The following is a 24,783-nucleotide window of genomic DNA, read 5'->3' as shown; positions in this document are numbered from 1 at the left end:
GACTGTCAAGGGATGCTGCACGCATCGGCTGCCCGATGTCCCGTCGAAGACATCCGGGCGGGAGAGGTGATCAACTACCCTGCCTGCGACCGCTGCAGCAGACCGGTCACCGCGGTACCCCCAGCTCCCCCATGCTTCCCCGGCCCCCAGTGGCATACCTCAAGAGATGCGGTCCGTCATGCGCGAAGGCACCCTCGTTCACGCCGCCACCGGCGTTCATCTGGTCCACGGAAGCAACACGAACTGGGTCATCCTGAGCGAGGGCGACGCCGTCACGCTCATCGACTGCGGCTACCCCGGCGACCGGCAGCAGGTCCTGGACTCACTGGCCGCGGCGGGCCACTCCCCCGAAGCGCTGACGGCGATCCTGCTCACCCATGCACACAACGACCACCTCGGGTCCGCCGAGTACCTCAGCCGCACCTTCGACGCCCCGGTGTACGCACACGCGGCCGAAGTCCCGCACGCCCGGCGCGAGTTCCTGCACCAGGTCTCGCTCGGCCGGGTCCTGCGCAACAGCTGGCGCCCGGGCGTCCTGCCCTGGGCCGTGCACGCCCTGCGCTCCGGCGGGACGACGGACGCCCGTGTCAGTCAGCCCCTACCCTTCTCCGCAGAGGGTGCCCTCGACCTGCCGGGCCACCCCGTCCCGGTCCACACCCCCGGCCACACCGCGGGCCACTGCGCCTACCACCTCCCCGGCGCGGGCATCGTCATCTCCGGCGACGGCCTGGTCACCGGCCACCCCACCTCGCGCACGCTGGGGCCGCAGCTCCTTCCCACCATGTTCGACAGGGACCGCGAGCGCACCCGCGACTCCCTGGACGTGTTCGAGAGGCTCTCGGGCGACATGCTGCTGCCCGGGCACGGCCCGTTGCACCACGGTTCGGTGGGCGAGGCCGCCACGACGGCACGCGAACGTGCCACTCCGGCGCGACTGAGGTCGTGAGCGGCGCAGCAGTGGGCGTGAGCGGCCCGCCTGGTCGCAACCGGCCCTTCTAGCCCTGCGAGCCGGAGCGGCGCCTTGCGGCGTACAAGCCCGCCGCGCCCACGGCGCCCGCCACCAGTGCGGTGCCCGCCAAAAGCTGCGTGGCGTCGAGCTGGGAGAGGCTGCCGCCGTCTCCGGCCTCCACGCCCCTCGGCACGGTCGACGTGCTGGGACCGATGGGACGGGCGCCGCCTGCGGAGATCTTCAGTTTGGCGGTGCCCTTCTGCCCCTTGCAGTCGAACGTCACGTCGTACTGGGCGCCCGGCTTCGCGTCGGAGGAGACCTTGGCCTTCGCCGAACGGCCCCCATTGAGCGTGACGTCGCCGAAGACCGGCGCCGTGACGCGCACGGTCGGCGTCTGGCACTTGGTGGCATTGATGGTGACCGTCCCACCGGGGGACACGGTCGTCGGAGACACCGTGAATCCGAACGAGGTGACGTTGTGGCCGTCGCCGGCCGTGCGGCCGTCACCGCCGGAGTCGGTACGGCCGAAGTCGCTGCGACCGGAATCGGTACCGCCGGAATCGGTACTGCCGGAATCGGTAACGCTGTCCGTGCGGCCGTCACCACCGGAATCGGTAACGCCAGAGTCAGTAACGCTGTCCGTACGACCGTCACCACCGGAATCGGTACCACCGACGTCGGTACCAACGGAGTCCGTACCACCAGAGTCAGTACCACCGGCGCTGCTACCACCGGCGTCCATACCACCAGAGTCAGTACCACCGGCGCTGCTACCACCGGCGTCCATACCACCAGAGTCAGTACCACCGGCGCTGCTACCAACGGCGTCCATACCACCAGAGTCAGTACCACCGGCGCTGCTACCACCGGCGTCCATACCACCAGAGTCAGTACCACCGGCCTTGGTACCAACGGCGTCCATACCACCAGAGTCAGTACCACCGGCGCTGCTACCACCGGCGTCCATACCACCAGAGTCAGTACCACCGGCGCTGCTACCACCGGCGTCCATACCACCGGAGGCGGTACCGCCGTCGGAGCGGCTGCCACTGTCGGATTCGTAAGCAGTGGCGGCGTCGCCACCGTCGTCCGCCACGGACGCCGATGCTGCCACGGACAGAAGCGCGGCGGCGCCGAACAGTGCTGCGGAAGCGAAACCTATGGAACGCACAGTGGACCCTCCAGACAGAAAACCCCCTGACTGTGGGAACGCTAGGTTCGGCGCAGGACCGCAGCGACCCGGGCGCCGCCGAACGGACCAGCCTGCGGCGCTCGGCATGAGTTCACGTTCCGTGAGCGGCGAAGAGTTCCGTCACGAAGGCGTTGCCGAACTTCCCTGCCGGGTCCAGCTCTTGCCGGAGCCGCCGGAAGTCGGGTGCTCGTTCGTAGAGCGCGGCGACGGTACTGGGAGCCGCCGCCGTCAGCTTCCCCCAGTGGGGGCGGGCCCCGAGTGGCAGCAGCCGCTCCTCGATGGCGCCGATGACCGGGAGTACGTCGTCGGGGCGGCGCACCCATGTGAAGTGGAGGGCGAGGGACGCGCGGCCGTGGCTCGGGCTGAGCCACAGGTCGTCCGCGGCGACCGTCCGGATCTCGGAGACAAGGAGCACCGGGGCGATCCGGTCTCCGAGGTCACGCAGGGCCGCCATCGCGCCGGCCGCGGCCTCGCGCGGCAGGAGCAGCTCGGACTGGAGCTCCTCGCCGTTGCTCGGGGTGAAGTCGGGCCGGAAGTGGGGAAGCCGCTCGTGCCACGGTCCGGGGACGCCCAGCTGCTCGGTGCAGAAGGCCGGTGGCATGCCGGGGACCGGGTGGCGTGGGCCGTCCGCGAGGAGCCCGCCCATCCAGCGGTCTCCCGGTGTGTCGGTCGGCAGCCGGTCGGTGCGGCGCTTCAGCCACACCGTGGCGGTGTCCGCGCGCCAGTCGGTGAACGCGCTGACGCTGTACGCGGCGCCGAACACGGCGTCGAAGTCCTCGGAGATCCGGTCGAGCGGCACGTCGTCGTACACCCACTGGGCGACGTCGAACGCGGGCTCCACGGCGAGGGTCATGGCGACGACGACACCGAGTGCGCCGAGGTTGACGACGGCGCCGGGGAAGCGGTCCGGGTCGGCGGCGCGGTTCAGCGCCGTCCGCGTGCCGTCGGGGCCGATCAGCTCGATCCCGGTCACGGCGGCGGCCAGACCGCGCAGCGCGTCTCCTGAACCGTGCGTGCCGGTGGCGCACGATCCCGCGACGGAGATGTGCGGCAGGGAGGCCAGGTTGGCGAGAGCGAGACCCTGCGCCTGGAGCGCCGAGGCCACCTCCGCGTACCGCATGCCCGCCGAGACGTTCACGGTGGCGCGGTCCTCGGACACCCGCACCCGGCGCGCGAGCCCGTCCAGGAGGACCAGGTCGCCGTCCGTGTCCGCGATGCGGTTGAACGAGTGTCCGCTGCCGAGGACCCGTACCTTCTCGGCGGAGGCGACGGTCCGGCGCAGGTCGGCCTCCGACGCCGGACGGTGGACCCGCGCCGGGCCGAAGGTGACGTTTCCCGCCCAGTTCCGCAGCGGTGTACCGGTCGCCGGCATACGCATGTCCGTTCTCAAGAGGTTCGCGTCTCAGGCCCCGAGGGGTCCACGTCCCCAGTCTCAAGGAGTTCGCGCCTCAAGGAGTTCGCGTTCAACTATTTCGATACTGATGACGCATGTTGCGAAAACCTAGAAGGATCTTGCCGGTGCGTCAAGGCGCGGAGGTCCGATGATCCCCTTGCCCCGTCTCACCCCCTAGAAGTTACGATCCGTACCGTGAACTCCTCAGCGGTGCAGAAGAAGCAGGGGCCGGCGTCCCGGGAGGCGCGCGAGGCCGGCGCGGCGACGCTTGCCGAGATCGCCCGCGAAGCGGGAGTCTCCGCTCCGACTGTTTCGAAGGTCCTCAACGGCCGGGCCGATGTCGCTCCGGCCACCCGCGAGCGGGTCGAAGAACTGCTCCGCCGCCACGGTTACCAGCGCCGCAGGGCCAACACCACGGCCATCCCCCTGCTCGAACTGGTCTTCCACGAGCTGGACAGCTCCTGGTCGATGGAGGTGATCCGCGGCGTCGAGAACGTCGCCCGCGAGGAAGGGCTCAGCCTGGTCCTGTCCGAGCACGCCGGGCAGCTCAGCATCGGCCAGTCCTGGGTCGACGGCGTCCTCGCCCGCCGTCCCACCGGCGTGATCCTCGTCCTGTCGGGGCTCGATGCCGCCCAGCGGGCGCAGCTCACCAGCCGCGACATCCCGTTCGTGGTGATGGACCCGGCGGGCGACCCCGGGGAAGACGTGCCCGCGATCGGTGCCACGAACTGGCAGGGCGGGCTCGCCGCCACACGGCACCTGCTCGAGCTGGGCCATCGCCGGATCGGGGTGATCGCGGGACCGGCGGGGATGATGTGCAGCCGCGCCCGGATCGACGGCTACCGGGCGGCCCTGGACGCGGCCGGGGTCGCCTTCGACCCGGCGCTGATCCGCGAGGGGACCTTCCATCACGAGTCCGGCCACGCGGCCGGTCTCGAACTACTCGGCCTGCCGGACCGGCCGACCGCGGTGTTCGCCGGCAACGACCTCCAGGCGCTCGGTCTCTACGAGGCGGCCCGTGAGCTGGGCCTGCGGATCCCGGACGACCTCAGCGTCGTCGGCTTCGACGATCTGCCCCTCGCCCGCTGGGTCGGGCCGCCGCTGACCACCGTCCGCCAGCCCTTGGTCGAGATGGCCGAGGCCGCCGCACGGCTGACCCTTGACCTGGCACGGGGCAAGCAGCCCGCGACGCTGCGCATGGACCTGGCGACCCGTCTCGTCGTACGGAGCAGCACGGCGGCGCCCGCCGAGCGGTAGCCCAACGGTAGCCCTCGCCCCCACTCCTCCTCGGCCATCTCGCTGAGGGGTGATCTTCGAAACTGTCGGTCGCGCATGCTGCGCGCTCCCTTCGGCGGCCGGAACCGGTCCGCCTCCTCGTCATGCCCTTTCGTCCCTAGGCCCCGGCCTGCGGATGACCCCCCATCGATAACGCTTCGGAAACCCGTCCGCCGAGGGTTGACCACCCGTTCGGCGCAGCTTAGCGTCACACCGCCCAACACATTTCGCTCTCTTGACCGACACTTTCGAGAGGCTTCAAAGATGAAGACACCCGCACGGATCTCCCGCGCCGTCGCCGCAGGTGTGGCGCTCGCCCTCGGTCTGACCCTGTCGGCCTGTGGTGGCGGCTCCTCCGACTCGGCCGGCGGCGGGGGCTCCGACAAGATCCACGTGCTGGTGTACGGGGACGCGGCCAACAAGGTCGAGAAGCAGCTCGTAGCCACCTTCAACAAGACGTCGAAGGTCAAGGCGGTCCTCGACACCATCCCGGGCGCCGACTACCAGCAGAAGCTGCAGACAATCATCAGCACCCCGCAGGCCCCCGACATCTTCTTCAACTGGGGCGGAGGCAGCATCAAGCCCTTCGTCGACGCCGACCTGCTGCTGCCGCTCGACGACTTCATCAAGAAGGACCCGGCCCTCAAGTCCAGCTTCCTGCCGTCGGTCTTCGACAGCGCGACGGTGAACGGGAAGCCGTACGGCGTCCCGATGCGCGGCACGCAGCCGGTGCTGCTCTTCAACAACAAGAAGGTGCTGGCCGACGCCGGTGTCACGCCGCCCAAGACCTGGGACGACCTGCTCGGCGCGGTGAAGGCGCTGAAGGCCAAGGGCGTCACCCCGATCGCGCTCGGCGGCGGCGACCAGTGGCCGACGCTGATGTGGTTCGAGTACCTCTACGACCGTGTCGCCGGCCCGGACGTCTTCCAGAAGGCGCTCGGCGGCGACAAGAGCGCCTGGGAGAGCGCGGGCAGCAAGAAGGCGCTGGGCATGATCAGGAAGCTCGTCGACGCGGGCGCCTTCGGCACCAACTACGACTCGGTCAAGTTCACCGACCAGGGCTCGCCCACGCTGCTCGCCACCGGCAAAGCCGGCTTCGAGCTCATGGGTTCGTGGGAGTACTCGACCCAGCAGGACTCCCACCCCGCGTTCGCCAAGAAGGACCTCGGCTACTCCTCGTTCCCGACGGTCGCGGGCGGCACGGGCGACGCAGGCAACCTCGTCGGCAACACCAACAACTTCTACTCCGTGATGAAGAAGACGAAGCATCCCGAGGCCGTCGCCGCGTTCCTGAAGCTCCAGTACTCCGACGAGTTCGTGAAGGCGCAGCTGGGCATCGGCAACCTGCCGACCACGACCAACACGGAGAAGTTCCTCGGCGCCTCCGCGAGCCCGGCGTACTCGAAGTATCAGTTCGACCTCGTGAAGAAGGCCCCGTCGTTCCAGCTCTCGTGGGACCAGGCCTACCCCCAGTCCGCCTCGACGCCCATGCACCAGGCGGTCCAGCAGTTCTTCAACGGCGGGCTCGACACCGACGGCTTCATCAAGGCCATGCAGGCCTTGCCCACCGCGTGAGACCTGGTACCGAGATGACCACCACCGTCACCAAGGCCGCTGTCGTCGCCGAACGGCGGCCCGCGCAGCGGCGCACAGCCGGCGTGGGGCGCCCGGGCTTCGCCTGGGCGCTGCCCGCCACCGCGTTCTTCGTCCTGTTCGCCGTCGTCCCGCTCGTCCTGGTCGCCGTGCTGTCGTTCACGAGCTGGAACGGCCTGGGCTCGCCCCGGTTCGCCGGGCTCGACAACTGGACCAAGCTCTTCGACGACCCGGTGATGCTCAACAGCCTCTGGCTGAGCGTCCTGATCACCGTCCTCGGCGTGCTCGTCCAGACGCCGCTGAGCATTCTGCTCGGCGTCTGGGCGGCGGGCCGCCAGCGCAACCGCGCGATCCTGTCCGCGATCTACTTCGTCCCGCTGCTGCTGTCCGCCACCGCGGTCTCCGTCCTGTGGCGCACCCTGCTCGACCCCAACTTCGGTGTGCCGTCGCAGGCCAAGTGGCTGTTCGGCGACGGCAATCTGCTCGGTATGCAGAGCGGGGCCATCGGGGTGCTCGTCTTCGTGGGCGCCTGGCAGTTCACCCCGTTCCACACCCTGATCTACCAGGGCGCGGCGCGGGCCATCCCCCAAGTCCTGTACCAGGCGGCGCAGATCGACGGGGCGGGCACGGTGCGCCAGTTCTTCCACATCACGCTGCCGCAACTGCGCAACACCATGATCACGTCGATGATCCTGATGGTCGTCGGCGGCCTCACCACGTTCGACACCGTCCTGATCCTGACCCAGGGCGGCCCGGGCACGGACACCACCATCAGCGCCTACTACATGTACCAAAAGGCCTTCAAGAGCTTCGACTTCGGCGCGGGATCGGCCATCGCGCTGCTCCTGGTGGTGGTCGCGACGGTCATCTCGCTCGTCGTCGTACGGGTCTCGGGCTACGACAAGATGCGCAGCTCGGTGGAGGGCCTGTGAGCAAGCAACGCCCCAACTACCTGGCCGGCCTGGGCTCCGTGGTCTGGCTGCTGATCGTCGGCGCACCGCTCTACGTCCTGGTCTCGGCGTCCGTGCAATCACGCGCGGACTACGGCGCGAGCGGTCCGCTGAGCCTGCCGCGGCACTTCACGCTGCACAACTACGTCGACGACTTCTCCACCGGCTTCGGCCGGTACTTCCTCAACACGGTGATCGTGACCGTGTGCGTGGTCGCCATCGTCCTCGTGGTGGTGCCGCCGCTGTCGTACACCATCGTCCGCAGCCGCGGCCGCGTCACGACCGCCGTCTTCCGCCTCTTCCTGCTCGGTCTCGCCATCCCCGCGCAGGCGGTGATCGTGCCGATGTTCTACGTCATCAGCAAGGCGGGGCTCTACGACAACCTCATCGGCGTCATCCTGCCGACCGCCGCCTTCTCGCTCCCCATGTGCGCCCTGGTCCTGACCGGGGTGATGCGCGACATCACCCCGGATCTGTACGAGGCCATGGCCATCGACGGCGCCTCGTCCTGGCGGGTGTTCCGTCAGCTCGTGCTCCCCCTGTCGCGGGGCGGGCTCTCGACGATCGCGGTCTTCTCCGCCCTTCAGGCATGGAACGGCTTCCTGTTCCCCCTGGTGCTCACCCAGTCCGACTCCACCAAGGTGATCACCCTGGGGCTCTACAACTTCCGCACCCAGTACGGCATCAACATCCCGGGGCTGCTGGCCGCCGTGGTCCTGTCCATGGTGCCCGTCCTGCTCGTCTACCTGTTCGCCCGGCGCACCCTGGTCCAGGGGCTCATGGGCGTGGGAGGAAAGTGACCCACAACGTGGCCGTAACGACAGATTCCACCACGCCCCTGTGGCGCGACACGACCCTCGACCATGAGACGCGCGCCGACGCCCTCGTCGCCGAGATGACCCTCCAGGAGAAGGTCGCCCAGCTGTTCGGCGTGTGGGTCGGGGCGTCCGACGAGGGCGGCGAAGTCGCCCCGTACCAGCACGAGATGGAGGAGGTGGTCGACCTCGACGCGCTGCTGCCGCACGGGCTCGGGCAGCTCACCAGGCCCTTCGGAACCGCCCCCGTCGACCCCGCCCTCGGCGCGCTGTCCCTGCTGCGCACCCAGCGCCGCATCGCCGCGGGAAACCGCTTCGGCATCCCGGCCGTGGCCCACGAGGAGTGCCTCGCGGGCTTCGCCGCCTGGGGCGCGACCGCCTACCCCGTCCCGCTCTCGTGGGGCGCGACGTTCGATCCGGCGCTGGTACGGCGCATGGCCGGGGCCATCGGGCAGGACATGCGCTCGGTGGGTGTGCACCAGGGTCTCGCCCCCGTGCTCGACGTCGTGCGCGACGCCCGGTGGGGCCGCGTCGAGGAGACCATCGGCGAGGACCCGTACCTCGTCGGAACCCTCGGCACCGCCTACGTCCAGGGCCTGGAGTCCGCCGGGATCATCGCCACCCTGAAGCACTTCGTGGGCTACTCCGCCTCCCGCGCGGGACGGAACCTCGCGCCCGTCGGCATGGGGCGCAGGGAGCGCGCCGATGTGATGCTGCTGCCGTTCGAGATGGCGCTGCGGGAGGGCGGTGCCCGCTCGGTGATGCACGCCTACACCGACACGGACGGCGTCCCGTCGGCAGCCGACGAACAGCTGCTCACCGGGCTGTTGCGGGACACCTGGGGCTTCACGGGGACGGTGGTGGCGGACTACTTCGGTGTCGGGTTCCTCAAGACTCTGCACGGTGTCGCCGCCACGTGGGGCGAGGCGGCCGGAGCCGCGCTGAGCGCCGGGGTGGACGTGGAACTGCCCACCGTCAAGGCGTTCGGGCAGCCGCTCCTCGACGCGGTCGCGGACGGTCGGGTGTCCGAGGCCGTCGTGGACCGCGCGCTGCGCCGCGTGCTCGTGCAGAAGGCGCAGCTTGGCCTCCTCGACGCCGGATGGGACGCGGTGCCGCCGGCGCTGACCGGTGCCGGTCTCGGGGACCCCGGGGCGCTGCGCGGAACCGTGGCCCTCGACACCGCGGACCGCCGCGCCCTCGCCCGGGAGGTAGCCGAACAGGCCGTCGTACTGCTCCGCAACGACGGCACACTCCCCCTGGCCGGGCCCGCCAGAATCGCGGTGGTCGGCCCGACTGCCGACACCGCGACGGCCGTCCTCGGCTGCTACGCGTTCCCGGTGCACGTGGGCGCCCGGCACCCCGAGGTACCTGTCGGCATCGAACTGCCCACCCTGGTCGAGTCGTTGAGGGCCGAGTTCCCGGACAGCGAGGTCGTCACCGCACCCGGGTGCGGCATCGACGACAGCGGCACCGACGGTTTCGCCGAGGCCGTGGAGCTGGCCCGTGGCGCCGACGTCGTCGTCCTCGCGCTCGGCGACCGCGCCGGCCTCTTCGGCCGGGGCACCAGCGGCGAGGGCTGCGACGCCGAAACGCTCGCGCTGCCGGGCGTGCAGGAGCAACTCCTCGACGCACTCCTGGACGCCGGCACACCGGTCGTGGTGACGCTCCTGGCGGGTCGTCCGTACGCGCTCGGCCGTGCGGTGCGGGAGTCGGCCGCCGTCGTCCAGTCGTTCTTCCCCGGCGAGGAGGGCACCCCCGCGATCGCCGGTGTGCTCAGCGGGCGGGTCGCCCCGTCGGGACGGCTGCCCGTCAGCATCCCGAACGGCCCGGGGGCCCAGCCGTCCACATATCTGGCGGCGCGGCTCGGGCAGGTCAACGAAGTGTCGAACATCGACCCGACTCCGGCGTTCGGCTTCGGGCACGGACTGACGTACACGTCGTTCGACTGGTCCGATCTCACCGTGGAGCGCGCGGCGGTCGGCACGGACGGCGAAGCCGAACTCGCCTTCACCGTAAGGAACTCGGGTGACCGGGACGGCACCGAGGTCGTACAGCTCTATCTGCACGACCCGGTCGCCTCGGTCGTGCAGCCCGTCCAGCGGCTGGTCGGGTTCGTGCGCCTGGCACTCGCGCCGGGGCAGGCCGCGCGGGTCGGGGTGACGGTGCCCGCGGACCTCGCGTCGTTCACCGGGCGGGACGGCCGGCGGATCGTCGAACCGGGCGAACTGGAGCTGCGGCTCGGCGCGTCCAGCACCGACCTCCGACTGACCGCGAACGTGACGCTCACCGGTCAGGTGCGGGTGGTGGACCACACCCGCAGGCTGCACGCCGACTTCGGGGTCACCACGCCCTGAACCAGCCGTGGCCCGTACCTTCCAGGAAGGTACGGGCCACGCGTCACGGGCGCGTCACCAGATGCGCACGCGGTCGGCCGGGGCGAGCCACAGGCCGTCGCTGTCCGACGTGCCGAACGCGTCGTGGAACTCGTCGAGGTTGCGCACGATGTTCGCGCGGAACTCCGGCGGCGAGTGCGGGTCGATCGTCAGGTACTGCTGCTCCTGCTCCTTGCGCCGCTTGGTGCGCCAGCAGTAGGCCCAGTTGAGGAACAGGCGCTGGGAACCGGTGGTGGCCCCGTGCTCCGGCGACGGGGTGTCGCCGAGCGAGATGACGTACGCCTTGTGGCCGATGGTCAGGCCGCCGAGGTCGCCGATGTTCTCCCCGACGGTGAGCGCGCCGTTGACGGTCTCGCCGGGCAGGTTGCGAGGCGAGAATCCGTCGTACTGCTCGATGAGGGCCTTCGACTTGGCCTCGAAGGCCGTCTTGTCGGAGGCGGTCCACCAGTCGTTGAGGTTGCCCGCGCCGTCGTACTGGGCGCCCTGGTCGTCGAAGCCGTGGCCGATCTCGTGGCCGATCACGGAGCCGATGCCGCCGTAGTTCTCCGCCGCCTCGGCGTCGGGCGCGAAGAACGGCTTCTGCAGGATGCCCGCGGGGAAGCAGATCTCGTTGGTGCCCGGGTTGTAGTACGCGTTCACCGTCTGCGGCAGCATGAACCACTCGTCGCGGTCGACCGGCGAGCCGATCTTGGCGAGCTCGCGGTCCGTCTCGAACGCCGCGGCCGCCTGCGCGTTGGCGAGCAGGTCGTCCACGGTGACCTGGAGCTTGGAGTAGTCGCGGAACTTGTCCGGGTAGCCGATCTTGGGGCGGAACGTGGCGAGCTTCTCGTACGCCCGGTCCTTCGTCTCGTCGGTCATCCAGTCGAGCTGGGCGATCGACTGACGGTAGGCCTCCAGGAGGTTGGCGACGAGTTCGTCCATCATCGCCTTGGACGCCGGCGGGAAGTGCCGGGCCACGTACTCCTTGCCGACGGCCTCGCCCATCGCGCCCTCGACGAGCGCGACGGCGCGCTTCCAGCGGGCGCGCAGCTCAGGGGTGCCGTTGAGCGTGCGTCCGTAGAAGTCGAAGTTGTTCTGGACGAACGCGTCCGAGAGGTACGGCGCCGAGGCGCGCAGCACGCGCACCAGCACCCAGTCGCGCCACTGCTCGATCGAGAACTCGGTCAGGACCTGGGACAGGTGGGCGAAGTACGAGGGCTGGCGGACGCAGGTCTCGGCGATGGTCGCGTCGGTGCCGCCGATCGCGGCGGCGTAGACGTGCCAGTCGAACTCCGGTGCCAGGGCCTTGAGTTCGTCCAGGGCGGTGAGGTTGTACGTCTTCTGCACGTCACGGGTCTCGGCCCGCTCCCAGTGGCCCGCGGCCAGCTTGGTCTCGATGGCGAGGACCGTCCGCGCGGCGGCCGCGGGATCGGCGTGCTCGGCGAGCGTCAGAAGATCGGTGAGGTAGGTGACGTACTTGTCGCGGATCTCGGCGAACTTGTCGTCCCGGTAGTACGACTCGTCGGGCAGGCCGAGGCCGCCCTGCACGACGTTGACGAGGTACCGGTCGGAGTTGCGGTCGTCGGTGTCGACGTACGACCCGAAGAGGCCGGAGCCGCCGACGCGCTCGAAGCGGCCGAGGAACGTCGCGAGGCCCCGGAGGTCGGCGATGGCCGCGACCTCGTCGATCAGCGGGCGCGCCGGCGCGAGACCGAGCGCCTCGATGGCCTGCTCGTCCATGAAGGAGGCGTAGAGCGCGGCGATCTTGCGTGCCTCGCCGGCGTCGGCCGAGGTCGACCCGGCCCCGGCCCCGGCCGCGAGTTCCTCGATGATCGCCTTGACCTGCTCCTCGGCGGTGTCGGCGAGCTGCACGAAGGGGCCCCAGCTCGAGCGGTCCTCGGGGATCGGCTCGGTGTCCAGCCAGTGACCGTTGACGTGGCCGAACAGGTCGTCCTGCGGCCGGATCTCGGGGTTCATACCCGGGCGGGCGTCATCAAGAATGCTCATCGAGGCAGCTTATGCGAGGCGCGGCCGGGACGTTTCGCAATCCCCCGGGCCGCGCCCATCAGGGCATGGACGAACATGTTCGTAAAAAACTTGTTCGCGACGAACATGTTCGTTACCTTCGCGAGGAGGCCCCCGGAACGGCGGGCGCCACTCCCGTCCGAAGGAGCACGCCATGACCACCACCCACCAACCGATCGCGATCGTCGGCGCAGGCCTCGGCGGCCTCGTCCTCGCGCGCGTCCTGCACCTCGGCGGCGTCGAAGCTGCCGTCTACGACCTGGATGCCTCCCCCGCCTCCCGCCCCCAGGGAGGCATGCTCGACATGCACGTCGAGTCCGGCCAGGCCGCACTGCGCGCCGCGGGTCTCCACGAGGAGTTCCTCGCCGCCATCCACGCGGGCGGCGAGGCCATGCGGATCCTGGACAAGCACGGCACCGTGCGCATGGAGGAGAGCGACGACGGCGGCACCGACGGCCGGCCGGAGGTCAGCCGGCACGATCTGCGCGACATGCTGCTCGCCTCGCTGCCGGAGGGCACCATCCGCTGGGGTGCCAAGGTCACCGCCGCCCGCCCGCTGACCGGGGGCCGCCACGAGGTGACCCTCGCCTCCGGCGAGACCTTCACGACCGACCTGCTCGTCGGCGCCGACGGCGCCTGGTCCAAGGTCCGCCCGCTGCTCTCCGACGCCCGCCCCGCCTACTCCGGTATCTCGTTCGTCGAGGCGCACCTGGACGACGCGGACACCCTTCACCCGGAGAGTGCCGAAGTCGTCGGCGGCGGATCGCTGTTCGCGCTCGGGGACGAGAAGGGCTTCCTCGCCCACCGCGAGAGCGACGGCCGCCTGCACGTCTACTGCGCGCTGAGGGTTCCCGCCGACTGGTTCACCACCCGCGGCATCGACTTCACCGACACCGAGGCGGCCAAGGCCCGCATCCTCACCTCCTTCGACGGCTGGGACGAGGCACTGCGCGGACTCATCGGCGACGCCGACGGCGCGCTCGTCCCGCGGCCCATCCACGCCCTGCCCGTCGGACACCGGTGGGACCGGGTCCCTGGTGTGACCCTGCTCGGCGACGCCGCCCACCTGATGTCGCCGTTCGCCGGCGAGGGCGCCAACCTGGCGATGCTCGACGGCGCCGAGCTGGCCGCCGCGATCCTGGCGCACCCCGGCGAGACCGAGAAGGCCCTCACCGTCTACGAGGAGGCGCTCTTCCCCCGCGGCGAGCACGCCGCGGCCGGGTCCGCCGACAACCTCGACGTCATCTTCCACCCCGACGCCCCACAGGGCCTGCTCGACATGTTCGCGTCGTTCCGCGAGGAGGCGGAAGCCGCGGGAACGGGTTCGTGACGAACTTGTTCGTCACGAACCCGGCTCGTTACGGTGAACCCGTGTCCCCCCAGCCCGCAGCACCCCGCAGCCGCCGAGAGCGTCCGGCCAAGCCCGCCCTGACCCGGGACGGCATCGTCGCGACCGCAGTCGCGATCATGCGCGACGAAGGCCTCAAGCGCGTCACCATGCGCCGCCTGGCGCAGGAGCTCGACACGGGCCCGGCCTCGCTCTACGTGTACGTGCGCAACACCGCCGAGCTGCACGCGGCCATCCTGGACGAGTTGCTCGGCGCGGTCGACCTCTCCCCCGCCACCACTCCGGGTGACTGGCAGGACCGTCTCGTGCGGATCCTGTCCTCGTACACCGCGGTGTTGTTCGAGCATCCGAGCCTCGCCCGGTCGGCGCTGGTGGCGATGCCCTCCGGCGAGCACTACCTCGACCTGCTCGAAGCCCTCCTCGCGCTGCTCTCCGAGGGCGGCATCCCGGACGCGCAGGCCGCGTGGGGCGTGGACGCCCTTCTGCAGTACGCCACTTCGACCGCGGCCGAGCAGTCCACCCGCGACCGGGACGGGGACGCCCAGGGCGACTGGGACGCGCTGACCACCGTGCTGCGCGACGTGTCCGCGACGACCCACCCGCGCCTCGCGGCGCTGGGTGACGACCTGCTGTCCGGGCCGGGACAGGCCCGCCTCGGCTGGGGGCTACGGGTACTGATCAACGGGATGCCGCACACACCCAGGCCGTCCACCACCGATGCTCCGTGACCCCCCACCAGCTGTCGCGGCAGGTCAACGCGTCGCCCTGACGTTCAGGCGCACGGTCAGCCGACGGCCGGTCATGCCCTTCGCGGCGGTCACACCGAACGCGTAGCGGTCCACGACGGTCGACGCCACGACCGTCAGACTACGGCCCTCGACAGTCACGCTCTCGACGGTGACGTCGGCCGGCCGGCTGACACCGAGGACGGTCAACTCCCCCGTCATGACTGTCCCGTCGGAACCGACCTCGACGCCGTCACCACGGAACGCGAACTCGGGATGGGTGGCCACATCGAGGTAGTCGGCCGACCGGACGTGTTCGTCGCGGCGCGCCACACCCGACTCGAACGTGTCCGCTCCGATCCTCACGTCCACCGTGGACCTCTCGACAGGTCCGGCCACGTCGATCCGTCCCCGCGTGATCCGGAAGCTTCCCCGCACCGGGAACAGCCCGAAGACCGTGCGCATACGGAAGTTCACGCTCGACGCCGCCGGATCGATCTCGTACGTGCCGCTCTCCGGCACAGGCTGTTCTCCCACTCGCGATGTCACCATGACCTCCATCGGTCTCGACGCCGCCGGCGCGGCGGCCGACCTCAGCATGTCAGGTGGCGGATGGCACCCGGCAGAGCGAGATGTCGTCGCCCGGCCGGTACAAATGTCACTGCCGACGTCGTCGGCACAGCCGCCACGTCCACCCGACGCACCCAACCAGCACCCCACGTAAGGGTGTTCCACACACCGTTCCCACAGTGGCCGCAGCGCCCCGCACGGCCCTACATGGTGCCACCCCACCGACACTGCGCAGGGGCAATGCGCCGAAGGACCGTGCACAAGTGTGTGTGGTGTGAGTACCCTTCGGCACCAACACACAGCCCCACAGCCACAGGAAGCGGGCAGTCATGTCGGACAGCAACACGCTCAAGTCCCAGTACTCCGCCCAGGTGGAGGCCGACCTCGAGCGCAACGCCAAGGAACAGGAACGCGTCACCGCCGAGTTGGCCGCACTTCAGGAGCAGCTCCAGACGCTGGACCACGACCGCACCCTCCTGGCGGGGATGCGCGACGCACTCACAGGACCGGGCGCGGCACCGGTGGCCGAGGAGGCGCCGGTCGCACCGAAGGCGGAGTCACCCGTCGAACTCCCCAAGGCACGCAAGCCGAAGGGTGAGAGCGCGGCACCCAAGCAGCGCGCGAAGAAGGAGGCCGGCAAGAAGCCCGCCGCGAAGAAGGCACCCACCGCCGCGCAGCCCCGCACCCCCGGCTCCCCCACCCTGCGGGAACTGGTCCTGAACCTCATCACCACGAGCACCGAGCCGCGTTCGGCAGCCGAGGTCACGACGACGCTCGCCGAGTCCCACCCGGAGCGCAATGCCGGTGGCACGGTCGTACGCAACACCCTCGAGTCCCTCGTCGCCCGCGGTCAGGCCGAGCGCACCAAGCAGAACAAGTCCGTGTTCTACACCGCCCTTCCGGCCGCGGCGGCCACCATTGAGGACACCGACAAGAAGGACGCTCCGGCGAACGCCTGAGACATCCGGTCCCGGCACCGCACAACCACCGCTATCGTGCGTCCTCATGGAACCCGCCCCTGAGACATACACCGCACTGGCGTCCCGCATCCGGGCGGCGGCGCCGCGGTGCGGACCGGTCAGGCTCGTCGCCGTGGACGGCCCGTCGGGGGCGGGCAAGAGCACGTTCGCCGAGCGCCTGGCCGGGGCACTCGGCAGCGCGCGGATCGTGCACACGGACGACTTCGCCTCGTGGGACGACCCGTTGGGCTGGTGGCCCCGCCTGGAGGAACAGGTGCTCCAGCCGCTGGGGAGCGGGGTGGCGGGCCGGTTCCAGCGCTACGACTGGGTACGGCGCGAACTCGCCGAGTGGCATGACGTTCCCGTCGGCCACACCCTCGTCCTCGAAGGTGTGTCGACGGCACGCCAGGCCGTCGCCGACCGTCTCACCTGCGCCGTGTGGGTCGAGACGGGACGCGCGGTGCGGCTGCGCAGAGGCCTCACCCGCGACGGTGAGGACGCGCTGCCGCTGTGGCGTACATGGATGGCCGCGGAGGACGAACACTTCGCCCAGGACGGGACACGGGAGCGGGCCGACGTGGTGGTCGACGGCAACCCGCACACCGCGCCCGCCGATCCGGCACACACCTACCTGCGCCTGCGGTAGACACCTACGTCCGTACGGGGGTTCAGGACCGGCCGGCAGGTGAGGTGCGCCGCGCCAGGATGTCCAGGACGCGCTCGCCCCACCGGAGGTTCTCCTCCTCGAAGGAGCGGCCGCGCATCAACGTCAGGTACGGACCGATGCGTTCGGCGTCGCGCAGGTACGTGTCCTCGTCGCGCCCGTCGAGGAGCCGCTCCCGGAGGCGTTCGTAGCGGGCCAGTTTGCCGCGCGCCCAACCCATGCGCTCCTCGACGAGCGCGCGCACGGCGTCCGGGTCCGCGCCGTCCGACGCCTGGATCTTGACCATGAGTTCGTCGCGGATGGCGGTGGGCCTCGGCGGGGCGACGGCGAAGTCGTCCAGGGCGGCGCGCCCCGCGTCGGTGAGCGTGAACATCCGCTTGTTCGGTCTGCGTTCCTGCGGCACGACCCGCGCCTCGACCAGGCCGTCCCCGGCGAGGCGCTCCAGTTCACGGTAGAGCTGCTGCGGGGTCGCGGACCAGAAGTTGGCCACCGCCACGTCGAACACCTTGGCCAGGTCGTACCCCGACGCCTCGCCCTCCAGGAGAGCCGCGAGGACCGCGTGCTTCAGAGACATCTGGACACGCTAACACCAGCACGATTAATCTCGGCCACACCTATTCAACAAATTGACTATGGAGCGCGCGCATGCAGGCATTCCGCAAGGCCGTGGAAGCGAACGACCCCGACGGCGTCGAGGCGCTCCTCGCCGAGAACGTCGTGTTCACCAGCCCGGTCGCCTTCCACCCGTACCCGGGCAAGGCGATCACCGCCGCGATCCTGCGGGGTGTCACACGGGTCTTCGAGGACTTCCGCTACGTACGGGAGATCAACAGCGCCGACGGCCGCGACCACGCCCTGGTCTTCGTCGCCCGCGTCGGCGACCGCGAGGTCAACGGCTGCGACTTCATCCACCTCGACGAGGACGGGCTCATCGACGACCTCACCGTCATGGTGCGCCCCCTGTCCGGCGCCGAGGCACTCTCCGAGGCCATGGGGGCGCAGTTCGAGCGCATCCGGCAGGAGGCCGCGGGCGCGTAGCCGCCGCCACGGCGTGGAGGCCGGCCAGGGCTACCAGCCCCGGCCGGCCTTCAGGAGCTGGTCACGGACGAGGGCGATGTGCGGGTTGTCCGGCGTTCCGGGGCGCTGGACGACGTAACCGGTGTTGAACGGCGGGTCCTCCGGGTCGTGGAGGAGGACGAGCGCCCCCGCGGCGAGCAGCTCGCGGCACAGATAGCGGGGCAGCACACTGAATCCGGCCCCCGCCGCCACGGCGGACACGACACCGCGCAGGTCGGGCACGGTGACGGCGGCCTTGCAGGTCAGGCGCCTGCCGAAGACGTGATGCCAGTACCGGCGGACGATCGGGAGTTCCTCCGCGTACGTGATGAGCGGGACGGTGTGCAGCATCCCCGGTCCGTCAGCGGCGATCCGGTTCGGGCCGCCGATTCGGTCCGCCCAGGCCGGGGCGGCGACCAGGACGAACTCCTCGTCCGCGAGAGGCACCGACGTCAGGTGGCGGCCGCGGGGCCGCGCGGTGGCGATGACGAGGTCGTGCCGGCCGGTGCGCAGCTCCTCCAGGAGCGGGTCGGTCAGCCCGGTGGTGACGCGCAGCCGCACCCCCTTCTCGATCAGGGGCGCCAGCGCCGGCAGGACGCAGTGGCACAGCATCTCGGCCGGTCCCGCCAGATGGACGGGCTCGGCCGCGGCGTCCGTACCGGGGCCGCCCTGTCCGGCGACGGCCGAGAGGGCGTCGAGCGGGTCGACCACGCGGGACGCGAGCTCGTCCGCGAAGGGGGCGGGAGCGACGCCGCGCGGCAGCCGCTCGAAGAGTTCGCGGTCCAGCTGCCGCTCCAGCGCGCGGATCTGTGTGGTGACGGTCGGCTGCGACAGGCCGAGCAGTCGCGCGGCCGCGGTGAAGGAACCCGACCGGTACACCGCGAGGAAGGTGCGCAGCAGATTCAGGTCCAGCGGGCCCGTGTGCGCCGTCCGGCCTATGCCCGGAGACCCATTCGAATCCCTATTTCTCATATTGGCCACCCTATTGGATTCCTATGGGAGACCCGCCCTACGGTCGGTGCCATCGCCACACACTGACGATCTGGGCACAAAGCGTCAGAGGTTCCGCGATCCGAACCCGTCCTCCGGGCCCGCGGGCCCGCACCCTCGGAGCACTCACCATGTCGAAGATCCTTTTCGTAGTCACCGGCGCCACCCACTGGACGCTGGCCGACGGCACCCTGCACCCCACCGGCTTCTGGGCCGAGGAGGCCGTCGCCCCGTACGAAGCCTTCAAGGCCGCGGGCCACGACATCGTCGTGGCCACGCCCGGCGGCGTCGTCCCGACCGTGGACAAGGGCTCCCTCGCACCCGAGTTCAACGGCGGCCAGGCGGGCGCGGACCAGGTGACGGCAGCCCTCGCCTCCTTCGGCGAACTCCAGCACCCGGTCAAGCTGGAGGACGTGAACCTCGACGACTACGCGGCGGTGTTCTACCCCGGCGGCCACGGCCCCATGGAGGACCTCTCCGCCGACGCCGACTCGGGCAGGCTCCTCACCCTCGCCCTGGAGACGGGCAAGCCGCTGGGCATCGTCTGCCACGCCCCGGCCGCCATGCTCGCCGCGATCAAGGGTGACGGCACCAACGCCTTCGCCGGGTACAAGGTGACCGGCTTCACCAACACCGAGGAGACCCAGGCCGGCTTCGCCGACAAGGCGAAGTGGCTCCTCCAGGACCGCCTCGTCAACGCGGGCGTGGACTTCCAGGAGGGCGAGCCGTGGGCCCCCAAGACCGTCGTCGACCGCAACCTGGTGACCGGCCAGAACCCGTCCTCCTCCGCCCCGCTGGCGGCCGAGCTCCTCAAGAAGCTGGCCTGACGGTGGGCGCCGACCGGCTCGACGAGGTCCTCGACGCCGCCTACGACTGCCTGACCAGGTACGGCGTTCGGCGCACCACGATGGACGACATCGCTTCCACGATGGGCGTGTCCCGGTCCGCGGTCTACCAGTACGTACGCAACAAGGACGACGCCTTCCGCCGGCTCGCGGAGCGTCTGCACATGCAGGCGCTGGAGCGGGCGCGGCGGGCGGCCGCCGCCGAGGACACCCCTGTGGCCGAGCGCGTCCGAGGTGTCCTGGCCGCCAAGCTCGAGCTGGTGCTTCGCCTGGCCGGGGACTCGCCGCACTCCGCCGAGCTGCTCGACGCCAAGGCCCGGCTGTTCGGCGACACCTGCCACACGTTCACCGCAGATCTGCGCCGTCTGCTGACCGGCCTGTTCACGGAGGCGGGCACCCCCGCCTCCGTGGAACCAGCCGAGGCCGCGGACATCTGCATCGCCCTGGTGGTCGGCCTGGAGTCAGTGTCCGACGCGCCGCAGTTGTTCACCCCGGCCACGGACGCGCTGCTCGCAGGGCTCCTCACCAGCCCCATACCGAGTGCACCTCGCGGGTGACAACGTCCGGCGGGGCGCCGCCCGGATCCGCGGCGCTCCCCGCCCGACCGGCCACACTGTGCCGACCGCAGGCCACCGCCGCGCTCTTGCCCCACCCCTGACCCCCCGCTCGACACCCGCCGGGCACCCCTCGCAGGAGACCCCTCGTGACCGACATCGAAGACCTCGTCGCCCGCCTCCACGCCACCTTCGCCAGTGGTCGCACCAAGCCGCTCGCCTGGCGCAAGGAGCAGCTCACCCGGCTGCGCGCCATGTTCACCGAGCACCGCGGTGACATCGCGGACGCCCTGTACGCCGATCTGCACAAGCCGCGCGCCGACGCCTTCGCCACCGAAATCGACTTCCCCGTACGGGAGATCGACCACACCCTGAACCATCTCGACGAGTGGCTTCGCCCCCGGCCCGTGGCGTCCGGCGCCCTCGCGGGCCTGCCCGACGGTTCGATCGCCGGAACGCAGTACGACCCGCTCGGCACCGTCCTCATCATCGCGCCCTGGAACTACCCGGTGCAGTTGCTGCTCGTGCCGCTCGTGGGTGCGCTCGCCGCCGGCAACACCGTCGTCCTCAAGCCGAGCGAGGTCACCCCGGCGACGTCCGCGCTGATCGCCCGCCTGGTGCCCGAGTACCTCGACAAGGAGGCCGCAGCCGTCGTCGAGGGCGGCATCCCGGAGACGACCGAGCTGCTCGCCCAGCGCTGGGACCACATCTTCTACACCGGCAACGGCATGGTGGGCCGCATCGTCATGCGGGCCGCCGCCGAGCACCTCACCCCGGTCACCCTCGAACTGGGCGGAAAGTCACCGGTGTTCGTGGACCGCGACGTCAATCTGAACCGTGTCGCCGAACGCCTCGCGGGTGCCAAGTTCCGTAACGCCGGGCAGACATGTGTCGCCCCCGACTATGTGCTGACCGACCCGGAGACCGCCCCGGCGCTCGCCGCCGCGCTCGCCAAGGCGGTCGAGGCGATGTTCGGCACCGACCCGCAGGCCTCGGAGGCGTACGGCCGCATCGTCAATGAGCGGCACTTCGACCGGGTGTCCGCCCTGCTCGGCTCCGGGACGACGGCCTTCGGCGGGCAGACCGACCGCGACGACACCTACATCGCGCCGACCGTCCTCACCGGCGTGAAGCCCGACGAGCCGGTCATGCGCGAGGAGATCTTCGGCCCCGTCCTGCCCATCGTCGAGGTCGCCGGGCTCGACGAGGCCATCGCGTTCATCAACGACCGCGACAAGCCGCTCGCCCTCTACGGCTTCACCGAGAGCGAGGACACCCGGCGCCGCCTCGCCGACGAGACCTCCTCCGGCGGCATCGGATTCGGGCTGCCGATGGCCCATCTCCGGGTCCCCGAGCTGCCGTTCGGCGGAGTCGGCGAGAGCGGTCTCGGCAACTACCACGGCCCGCACTCCATCGCGACGTTCAGCCACCGCAAGGCCCGGCTCGACGTACCGCTGGGCTGAGTCCGGCCGGGCGGTGGCGGGTCCCGGCGGCCCGCCCCTCTCGCAGCCGCGAGCCGTGCGTCTCAGCTGCCTCGCATACGCGAGTGTGTGGCAGTCATGTGGAGTTTGCCCGCACCGTGTGCACCGCCCGCCTCCCGAGCCCTAGGCTGCCCGGTTGATCAACTCAATCCGTGCGCCGGGAGGCACCCCCATGGCAGAACAGAGCCGTTCGCCACGCGACCCCGTGGAAGAAGCCGAACAAGCCGCACAATCTGAACGTCCCGGCGGTCCCGGACGGCGCAGGGTCCTCGCGTATCTGCTCGCCGCTCCGACGCTCGCCGTCGGAGCGCGCCTCGGCCTGGACGCCGTAGGCGGCGAGTCCGCCGAGGCCGCGGTGCCTTCGCTGCCGCAGCCGGAGGAGCTCTTCGACCTCGGTGACATGCAGACCCTGGCGGCGGCGCCCACGTCCGGTCTCATCTCCGTCCAGGTGCACTCGGACGGGACGGCGTCGTTCGCGGTCCCGCGCGCCGAGGTGGGCCAGGGCATGACCACGGCGGTCGCCATGATGATCGCCGAGGAGATGGACCTCCCGCTGGCGAAGGTACGGGTCTCCCTGGCCGACGCCCGCCCGGAACTCCTGATGAACCAGCTGACCGGCGGCTCCAACTCGATGCGCAGCATCTACCTCCCGGTCCGCTCCGCGGCGGCCGTCGCCAGACAGCGGCTCGTCGCCACGGCCGCGCAGCAGTGGGGTGTACCGGAGTCCGAACTGACCACGCGGGAAGGCGTGATCACGCACGGCGCCGCGAAGAGCGCGACGTACGGCTCGCTCGCCGAGGCCGCCGCCAGCGCGCGGACCGTCACCGCCTCCGCGCACCTCAAGTCCACGTCGGACTTCACGATCCTGGGCACGCCGCAGAACCGTGTCGACGCACGCGACATCGTGACCGGACGCAAGAAGTTCGGCATGGACCTTCACGTGCCCGACGCCAAGCCGACGATGGTGCGCAGGCCGCCCACGGTCAACGGCACGGTGGTCTCCGTCGCGAACGCCGACGCCGTCAGGAACATGCCGGGCATCACCGATGTCGCCACCGTCAAGCACGGTGTCGCGGTACGCGGCGAGACGTTCGGCCAGTGCATCGACGCGCTGCGCGCGCTCGAAGTGACCTGGGGCCCCGGCACCGTGGACAAGGAGTCGGACGACACCGTCCTCGCCAAGCTCAGGGCCGCGGCGCTGCCCATGGTCGTGCCGCCGCTCCTCACGAAGAAGATCGACGCCGAGTTCAGCTTCGCGTTCGCCAGCAACAGCCCGCTGGAGCCGGACAACGCGATAGCCGACGTGCGCTCGGACCGCGCCGAGATCTGGGCGAGCCTCAAGGTTCCCATCGTGGCGCAGCGCGACATCGCCGACCGGCTCGGGCTGCCGCAGACGGCCGTCACGGTCCATGTGGTGGAGGGCGGCGGCTCGTTCGGGCGGCACCTCTTCCACGACGTGGCCGCCGAGGCCGCCGAGATCTCGCAGAAGATGGGCAAGCCGGTCAAGCTGTCGTGGTCGCGGACCGACAACTTCCGGCAGGGCAGGACCCATCCGATGTGTGTCTCGCGGGTGCGCGCCACCTACGCGCTCGGCAACGTCGTCAGCTACGAGCAGCGCCACACGAGTTCGCAGACCGACTTCGGGCACGGGCTCGGAGAGATGATCACGTCGACGGCGGCGAAGCTGCCCGTGGCCGGCAACCTCACGTTCGCCGAGACCATCTTCCAGCTGACCCAGTCCACGCCGTACAACTTCGGTGTCACCACACAGCTCCTCAACGAGGTGCCGCTGCAGTTCAACACCGGCAGCATGCGCAACATCTACTCGCCCAATGTGGCGTGTGCGCGCGAACTCGTCGTCGACCAACTGGCCGCGAAGATGCGCAAGGATCCCGTCGCGTTCCGCCGCGAGTTCCTCAAGGAGGAGCGCCTGCGCGCCGTCCTGGACAAGGCCGCCGAGGCCGGGGAGTGGGGCAGGGCGCTGCCCGCCGGTGTCGCGCAGGGGATCGCCCTGCACACGGAGTACCGCGGCGCGGTCGCCTCACTCGTCGAGATCGACTGCCGGCCCGAGACGGTGAACCGCAAGGTCAGGGACGGTGTCACCGGACCGCGCGTGACCCGCGCCCTGATGGTCGTCGACGCCGGGTTCGCCATCAACCCCCGCGGTCTTGAAGCCCAGATGATGGGCGGGATGAACGACGCGCTCGCCATGGCGCTCACCTCCAGCCTGCACATCAAGGACGGCATCCCGCTGGAGGGCAGCTGGGACGAGTACTTCTACACGCGGCAGTGGAACACTCCGCCCGACCTGCGCGTCATCGTCATGCCGTCCACCGGTGACAAGCCGTCAGGGGCCGGCGAGCTGGGTGTCGCGCCCGCGTTCGCCGCCATCGCCTGCGCCTACGCCCGTGCCACGGGCACGCTGCCGACGAGCTTCCCGATCAACCACGCCACCCTCTCCTTCGACCCGCTGCCGCGCGAACCGTCCACACCCCAGTCCCCCACCGACGGTCTCGACCGCGCCTTCTGAGGAGCCCCGCCATGCCCAGTCACACCTTCAAGCTCAACGGCGAGCAGATCACGGTCGAGGCCGAGGACGACGTACGGCTCCTGTGGGTCCTGCGCGACCTGCTCGGCGTCACGGGACCCAAGTACGGCTGCGGCCTCGGCGTGTGCCAGGCGTGTACGTCGCACATCAACGGCAAGGCGTTCAACCCGTGTTCGGTGCCCGTGTCGAAGATCGCCCCCGACGACGAGGTCACCACCATCGAGGGGCTGCCCGCCACCGTGGGCAAGGACCTCCACCCGATGCAGGAGGCCTGGCTCGACCTCGACGTCGCGCAGTGCGGGTACTGCCAGCCGGGCCAGATCATGACGGCGGTCGCCAAGGTCCGGCGCGCTGCCGAGGACGGCCGCGACATCACCGACGCGGACCTCGACGAGATCCGCAACATCTGCCGCTGCGGCACGTACACCCGCATCCGCGAGGCGATCAGGGCGGGCGCCAAGAACATGTGAGGAGCCGCA

At 70.5% G+C, this 24,783-nt stretch carries 22 protein-coding genes; 16 read left to right on the top strand and 6 right to left on the bottom strand.

Translation table 11 applies throughout. From position 1 onward, the window contains the following. The first annotated feature begins 178 nt into the window (after positions 1 to 178). Complete coding sequence (locus tag OG758_RS41445) at positions 179 to 946, top strand: MBL fold metallo-hydrolase (RefSeq protein ID WP_382062226.1); 768 nt, start codon at positions 179 to 181, stop codon at positions 944 to 946. Positions 947 to 995: 49 nt separating this feature from the next. Here OG758_RS41445 and OG758_RS41440 read toward each other — a convergent pair whose 3' ends face one another. Together OG758_RS41440 and OG758_RS41435 are read right to left on the bottom strand one after the other, a co-directional pair. Beyond that, the gene (locus OG758_RS41440; RefSeq protein WP_326714589.1) at positions 996 to 1,691 is read right to left on the bottom strand and encodes a hypothetical protein; all 696 of its coding nucleotides are present in this window, start codon (positions 1,689 to 1,691) and stop codon (positions 996 to 998) included. A gap of 541 nt (positions 1,692 to 2,232) precedes the next feature. After that, complete coding sequence (locus OG758_RS41435) at positions 2,233 to 3,513, bottom strand: FAD-binding protein (protein WP_326714588.1); 1,281 nt, start codon at positions 3,511 to 3,513, stop codon at positions 2,233 to 2,235. A 216-nt stretch (positions 3,514 to 3,729) separates the two neighbouring features. Here OG758_RS41435 and OG758_RS41430 point away from each other — a divergent pair, with 216 nt between their 5' ends. The 5 genes from OG758_RS41430 to OG758_RS41410 all read left to right on the top strand — a co-directional run bounded on the left by OG758_RS41430 (position 3,730) and on the right by OG758_RS41410 (position 10,521). Beyond that, positions 3,730 to 4,791: a LacI family DNA-binding transcriptional regulator gene (locus OG758_RS41430; protein ID WP_382059877.1), complete on the top strand. Its 1,062-nt coding sequence runs from the start codon at positions 3,730 to 3,732 to the stop codon at positions 4,789 to 4,791. Between the two features lie 282 nt (positions 4,792 to 5,073). After that, positions 5,074 to 6,384 carry an ABC transporter substrate-binding protein gene (locus OG758_RS41425; RefSeq protein ID WP_326714587.1) on the top strand — a complete coding sequence of 437 codons (1,311 nt, stop codon included), beginning with the start codon at positions 5,074 to 5,076 and terminating at the stop codon, positions 6,382 to 6,384. Positions 6,385 to 6,398: 14 nt separating this feature from the next. Beyond that, the gene (locus OG758_RS41420; RefSeq protein WP_326714586.1) at positions 6,399 to 7,334 is read left to right on the top strand and encodes a carbohydrate ABC transporter permease; all 936 of its coding nucleotides are present in this window, start codon (positions 6,399 to 6,401) and stop codon (positions 7,332 to 7,334) included. Then, positions 7,331 to 8,152 (top strand): carbohydrate ABC transporter permease, encoded by an 822-nt coding sequence (locus OG758_RS41415; RefSeq protein WP_326714585.1) that lies wholly within the window; start codon positions 7,331 to 7,333, stop codon positions 8,150 to 8,152. Before OG758_RS41420 ends, OG758_RS41415 begins: the two co-directional genes overlap by 4 nt. Further along, entirely contained in the window at positions 8,149 to 10,521 is a 2,373-nt protein-coding gene (locus tag OG758_RS41410) for a beta-glucosidase (protein WP_442810382.1), read from the top strand. The genes OG758_RS41415 and OG758_RS41410 overlap by 4 nt, the downstream gene beginning before the upstream one ends. Positions 10,522 to 10,575: 54 nt before the next feature. Here OG758_RS41410 and OG758_RS41405 read toward each other — a convergent pair whose 3' ends face one another. Next, complete coding sequence (locus tag OG758_RS41405; RefSeq protein WP_326714584.1) at positions 10,576 to 12,546, bottom strand: M13 family metallopeptidase; 1,971 nt, start codon at positions 12,544 to 12,546, stop codon at positions 10,576 to 10,578. 172 nt (positions 12,547 to 12,718) lie between these two features. Between OG758_RS41405 and OG758_RS41400 the strand changes: the two genes are divergently transcribed. Both OG758_RS41400 and OG758_RS41395 read left to right on the top strand, forming a co-directional pair. Beyond that, positions 12,719 to 13,894, top strand: a complete 1,176-nt coding sequence (locus OG758_RS41400; protein WP_326714583.1) for an FAD-dependent oxidoreductase — start codon at positions 12,719 to 12,721, stop codon at positions 13,892 to 13,894. Between the two features lie 41 nt (positions 13,895 to 13,935). Continuing rightward, positions 13,936 to 14,640, top strand: coding sequence for a TetR/AcrR family transcriptional regulator (locus tag OG758_RS41395; protein WP_326714582.1), 705 nt, complete (start codon positions 13,936 to 13,938; stop codon positions 14,638 to 14,640). Between the two features lie 24 nt (positions 14,641 to 14,664). On the opposite strand, the gene OG758_RS41390 is transcribed toward OG758_RS41395, so the two are convergent. Continuing rightward, entirely contained in the window at positions 14,665 to 15,174 is a 510-nt protein-coding gene (locus OG758_RS41390) for a YceI family protein (RefSeq protein WP_326714581.1), read from the bottom strand. A gap of 362 nt (positions 15,175 to 15,536) precedes the next feature. On the opposite strand from OG758_RS41390, the gene OG758_RS41385 reads away from it, so the two are divergent. After that, positions 15,537 to 16,166, top strand: a complete 630-nt coding sequence (locus OG758_RS41385; RefSeq protein ID WP_326714580.1) for a hypothetical protein — start codon at positions 15,537 to 15,539, stop codon at positions 16,164 to 16,166. A gap of 46 nt (positions 16,167 to 16,212) precedes the next feature. Then, the gene (locus OG758_RS41380) at positions 16,213 to 16,812 is read left to right on the top strand and encodes a uridine kinase family protein (protein ID WP_326714579.1); all 600 of its coding nucleotides are present in this window, start codon (positions 16,213 to 16,215) and stop codon (positions 16,810 to 16,812) included. A 22-nt stretch (positions 16,813 to 16,834) separates the two neighbouring features. On the opposite strand, the gene OG758_RS41375 is transcribed toward OG758_RS41380, so the two are convergent. Further along, positions 16,835 to 17,404, bottom strand: coding sequence for a PadR family transcriptional regulator (locus OG758_RS41375; RefSeq protein WP_326714578.1), 570 nt, complete (start codon positions 17,402 to 17,404; stop codon positions 16,835 to 16,837). Between the two features lie 71 nt (positions 17,405 to 17,475). On the opposite strand from OG758_RS41375, the gene OG758_RS41370 reads away from it, so the two are divergent. Further along, complete coding sequence (locus OG758_RS41370; protein ID WP_326714577.1) at positions 17,476 to 17,868, top strand: nuclear transport factor 2 family protein; 393 nt, start codon at positions 17,476 to 17,478, stop codon at positions 17,866 to 17,868. A gap of 30 nt (positions 17,869 to 17,898) precedes the next feature. Here OG758_RS41370 and OG758_RS41365 read toward each other — a convergent pair whose 3' ends face one another. Beyond that, positions 17,899 to 18,858, bottom strand: a complete 960-nt coding sequence (locus tag OG758_RS41365; RefSeq protein ID WP_326714576.1) for a LysR family transcriptional regulator — start codon at positions 18,856 to 18,858, stop codon at positions 17,899 to 17,901. 149 nt (positions 18,859 to 19,007) lie between these two features. Between OG758_RS41365 and OG758_RS41360 the strand changes: the two genes are divergently transcribed. The 5 genes from OG758_RS41360 (at position 19,008) to OG758_RS41340 (ending at position 24,774) form a co-directional block, all read left to right on the top strand. Continuing rightward, positions 19,008 to 19,703, top strand: a complete 696-nt coding sequence (locus OG758_RS41360) for a type 1 glutamine amidotransferase domain-containing protein (RefSeq protein ID WP_326714575.1) — start codon at positions 19,008 to 19,010, stop codon at positions 19,701 to 19,703. Positions 19,704 to 19,705: 2 nt separating this feature from the next. Continuing rightward, entirely contained in the window at positions 19,706 to 20,278 is a 573-nt protein-coding gene (locus tag OG758_RS41355; protein ID WP_326714574.1) for a TetR/AcrR family transcriptional regulator, read from the top strand. A gap of 146 nt (positions 20,279 to 20,424) precedes the next feature. Beyond that, on the top strand, positions 20,425 to 21,738 hold the full coding sequence (locus OG758_RS41350) for an aldehyde dehydrogenase family protein (RefSeq protein WP_326714573.1): 1,314 nt from the start codon (positions 20,425 to 20,427) through the stop codon (positions 21,736 to 21,738). A gap of 190 nt (positions 21,739 to 21,928) precedes the next feature. Beyond that, positions 21,929 to 24,286 (top strand): molybdopterin cofactor-binding domain-containing protein, encoded by a 2,358-nt coding sequence (locus OG758_RS41345; RefSeq protein WP_326714572.1) that lies wholly within the window; start codon positions 21,929 to 21,931, stop codon positions 24,284 to 24,286. An 11-nt stretch (positions 24,287 to 24,297) separates the two neighbouring features. Next, positions 24,298 to 24,774: a (2Fe-2S)-binding protein gene (locus OG758_RS41340; RefSeq protein WP_266568436.1), complete on the top strand. Its 477-nt coding sequence runs from the start codon at positions 24,298 to 24,300 to the stop codon at positions 24,772 to 24,774. Positions 24,775 to 24,783 lie beyond the last annotated feature (9 nt).

Source organism: Streptomyces sp. NBC_01474, assembly GCF_035918215.1.
In the GTDB taxonomy this organism is placed as follows: Bacteria; Actinomycetota; Actinomycetes; order Streptomycetales; family Streptomycetaceae; genus Streptomyces; species Streptomyces aureus.
Note: the sequence above shows the minus strand (reverse complement) of the source record. Positions and strands in the feature narration are given on the sequence as shown.

Bases quoted from the DNA above. Each gene is read 5' to 3' on its own strand.
- OG758_RS41445 (WP_382062226.1), top strand. From the start codon at position 179: ATGCGCGAAGGCACCCTCGTTCACGCCGCCACCGGCGTTCATCTGGTC.
- OG758_RS41440 (WP_326714589.1), bottom strand. From the start codon at position 1,691: ATGGACGCCGGTGGTAGCAGCGCCGGTGGTACTGACTCTGGTGGTACG.
- OG758_RS41435 (WP_326714588.1), bottom strand. From the start codon at position 3,513: ATGCCGGCGACCGGTACACCGCTGCGGAACTGGGCGGGAAACGTCACC.
- OG758_RS41425 (WP_326714587.1), top strand. From the start codon at position 5,074: ATGAAGACACCCGCACGGATCTCCCGCGCCGTCGCCGCAGGTGTGGCG.
- OG758_RS41420 (WP_326714586.1), top strand. From the start codon at position 6,399: ATGACCACCACCGTCACCAAGGCCGCTGTCGTCGCCGAACGGCGGCCC.
- OG758_RS41405 (WP_326714584.1), bottom strand. From the start codon at position 12,546: ATGAGCATTCTTGATGACGCCCGCCCGGGTATGAACCCCGAGATCCGG.
- OG758_RS41400 (WP_326714583.1), top strand. From the start codon at position 12,719: ATGACCACCACCCACCAACCGATCGCGATCGTCGGCGCAGGCCTCGGC.
- OG758_RS41385 (WP_326714580.1), top strand. From the start codon at position 15,537: ATGTCGGACAGCAACACGCTCAAGTCCCAGTACTCCGCCCAGGTGGAG.
- OG758_RS41380 (WP_326714579.1), top strand. From the start codon at position 16,213: ATGGAACCCGCCCCTGAGACATACACCGCACTGGCGTCCCGCATCCGG.
- OG758_RS41375 (WP_326714578.1), bottom strand. From the start codon at position 17,404: ATGTCTCTGAAGCACGCGGTCCTCGCGGCTCTCCTGGAGGGCGAGGCG.
- OG758_RS41370 (WP_326714577.1), top strand. From the start codon at position 17,476: ATGCAGGCATTCCGCAAGGCCGTGGAAGCGAACGACCCCGACGGCGTC.
- OG758_RS41365 (WP_326714576.1), bottom strand. From the start codon at position 18,858: ATGAGAAATAGGGATTCGAATGGGTCTCCGGGCATAGGCCGGACGGCG.
- OG758_RS41360 (WP_326714575.1), top strand. From the start codon at position 19,008: ATGTCGAAGATCCTTTTCGTAGTCACCGGCGCCACCCACTGGACGCTG.
- OG758_RS41345 (WP_326714572.1), top strand. From the start codon at position 21,929: ATGGCAGAACAGAGCCGTTCGCCACGCGACCCCGTGGAAGAAGCCGAA.
- OG758_RS41340 (WP_266568436.1), top strand. From the start codon at position 24,298: ATGCCCAGTCACACCTTCAAGCTCAACGGCGAGCAGATCACGGTCGAG.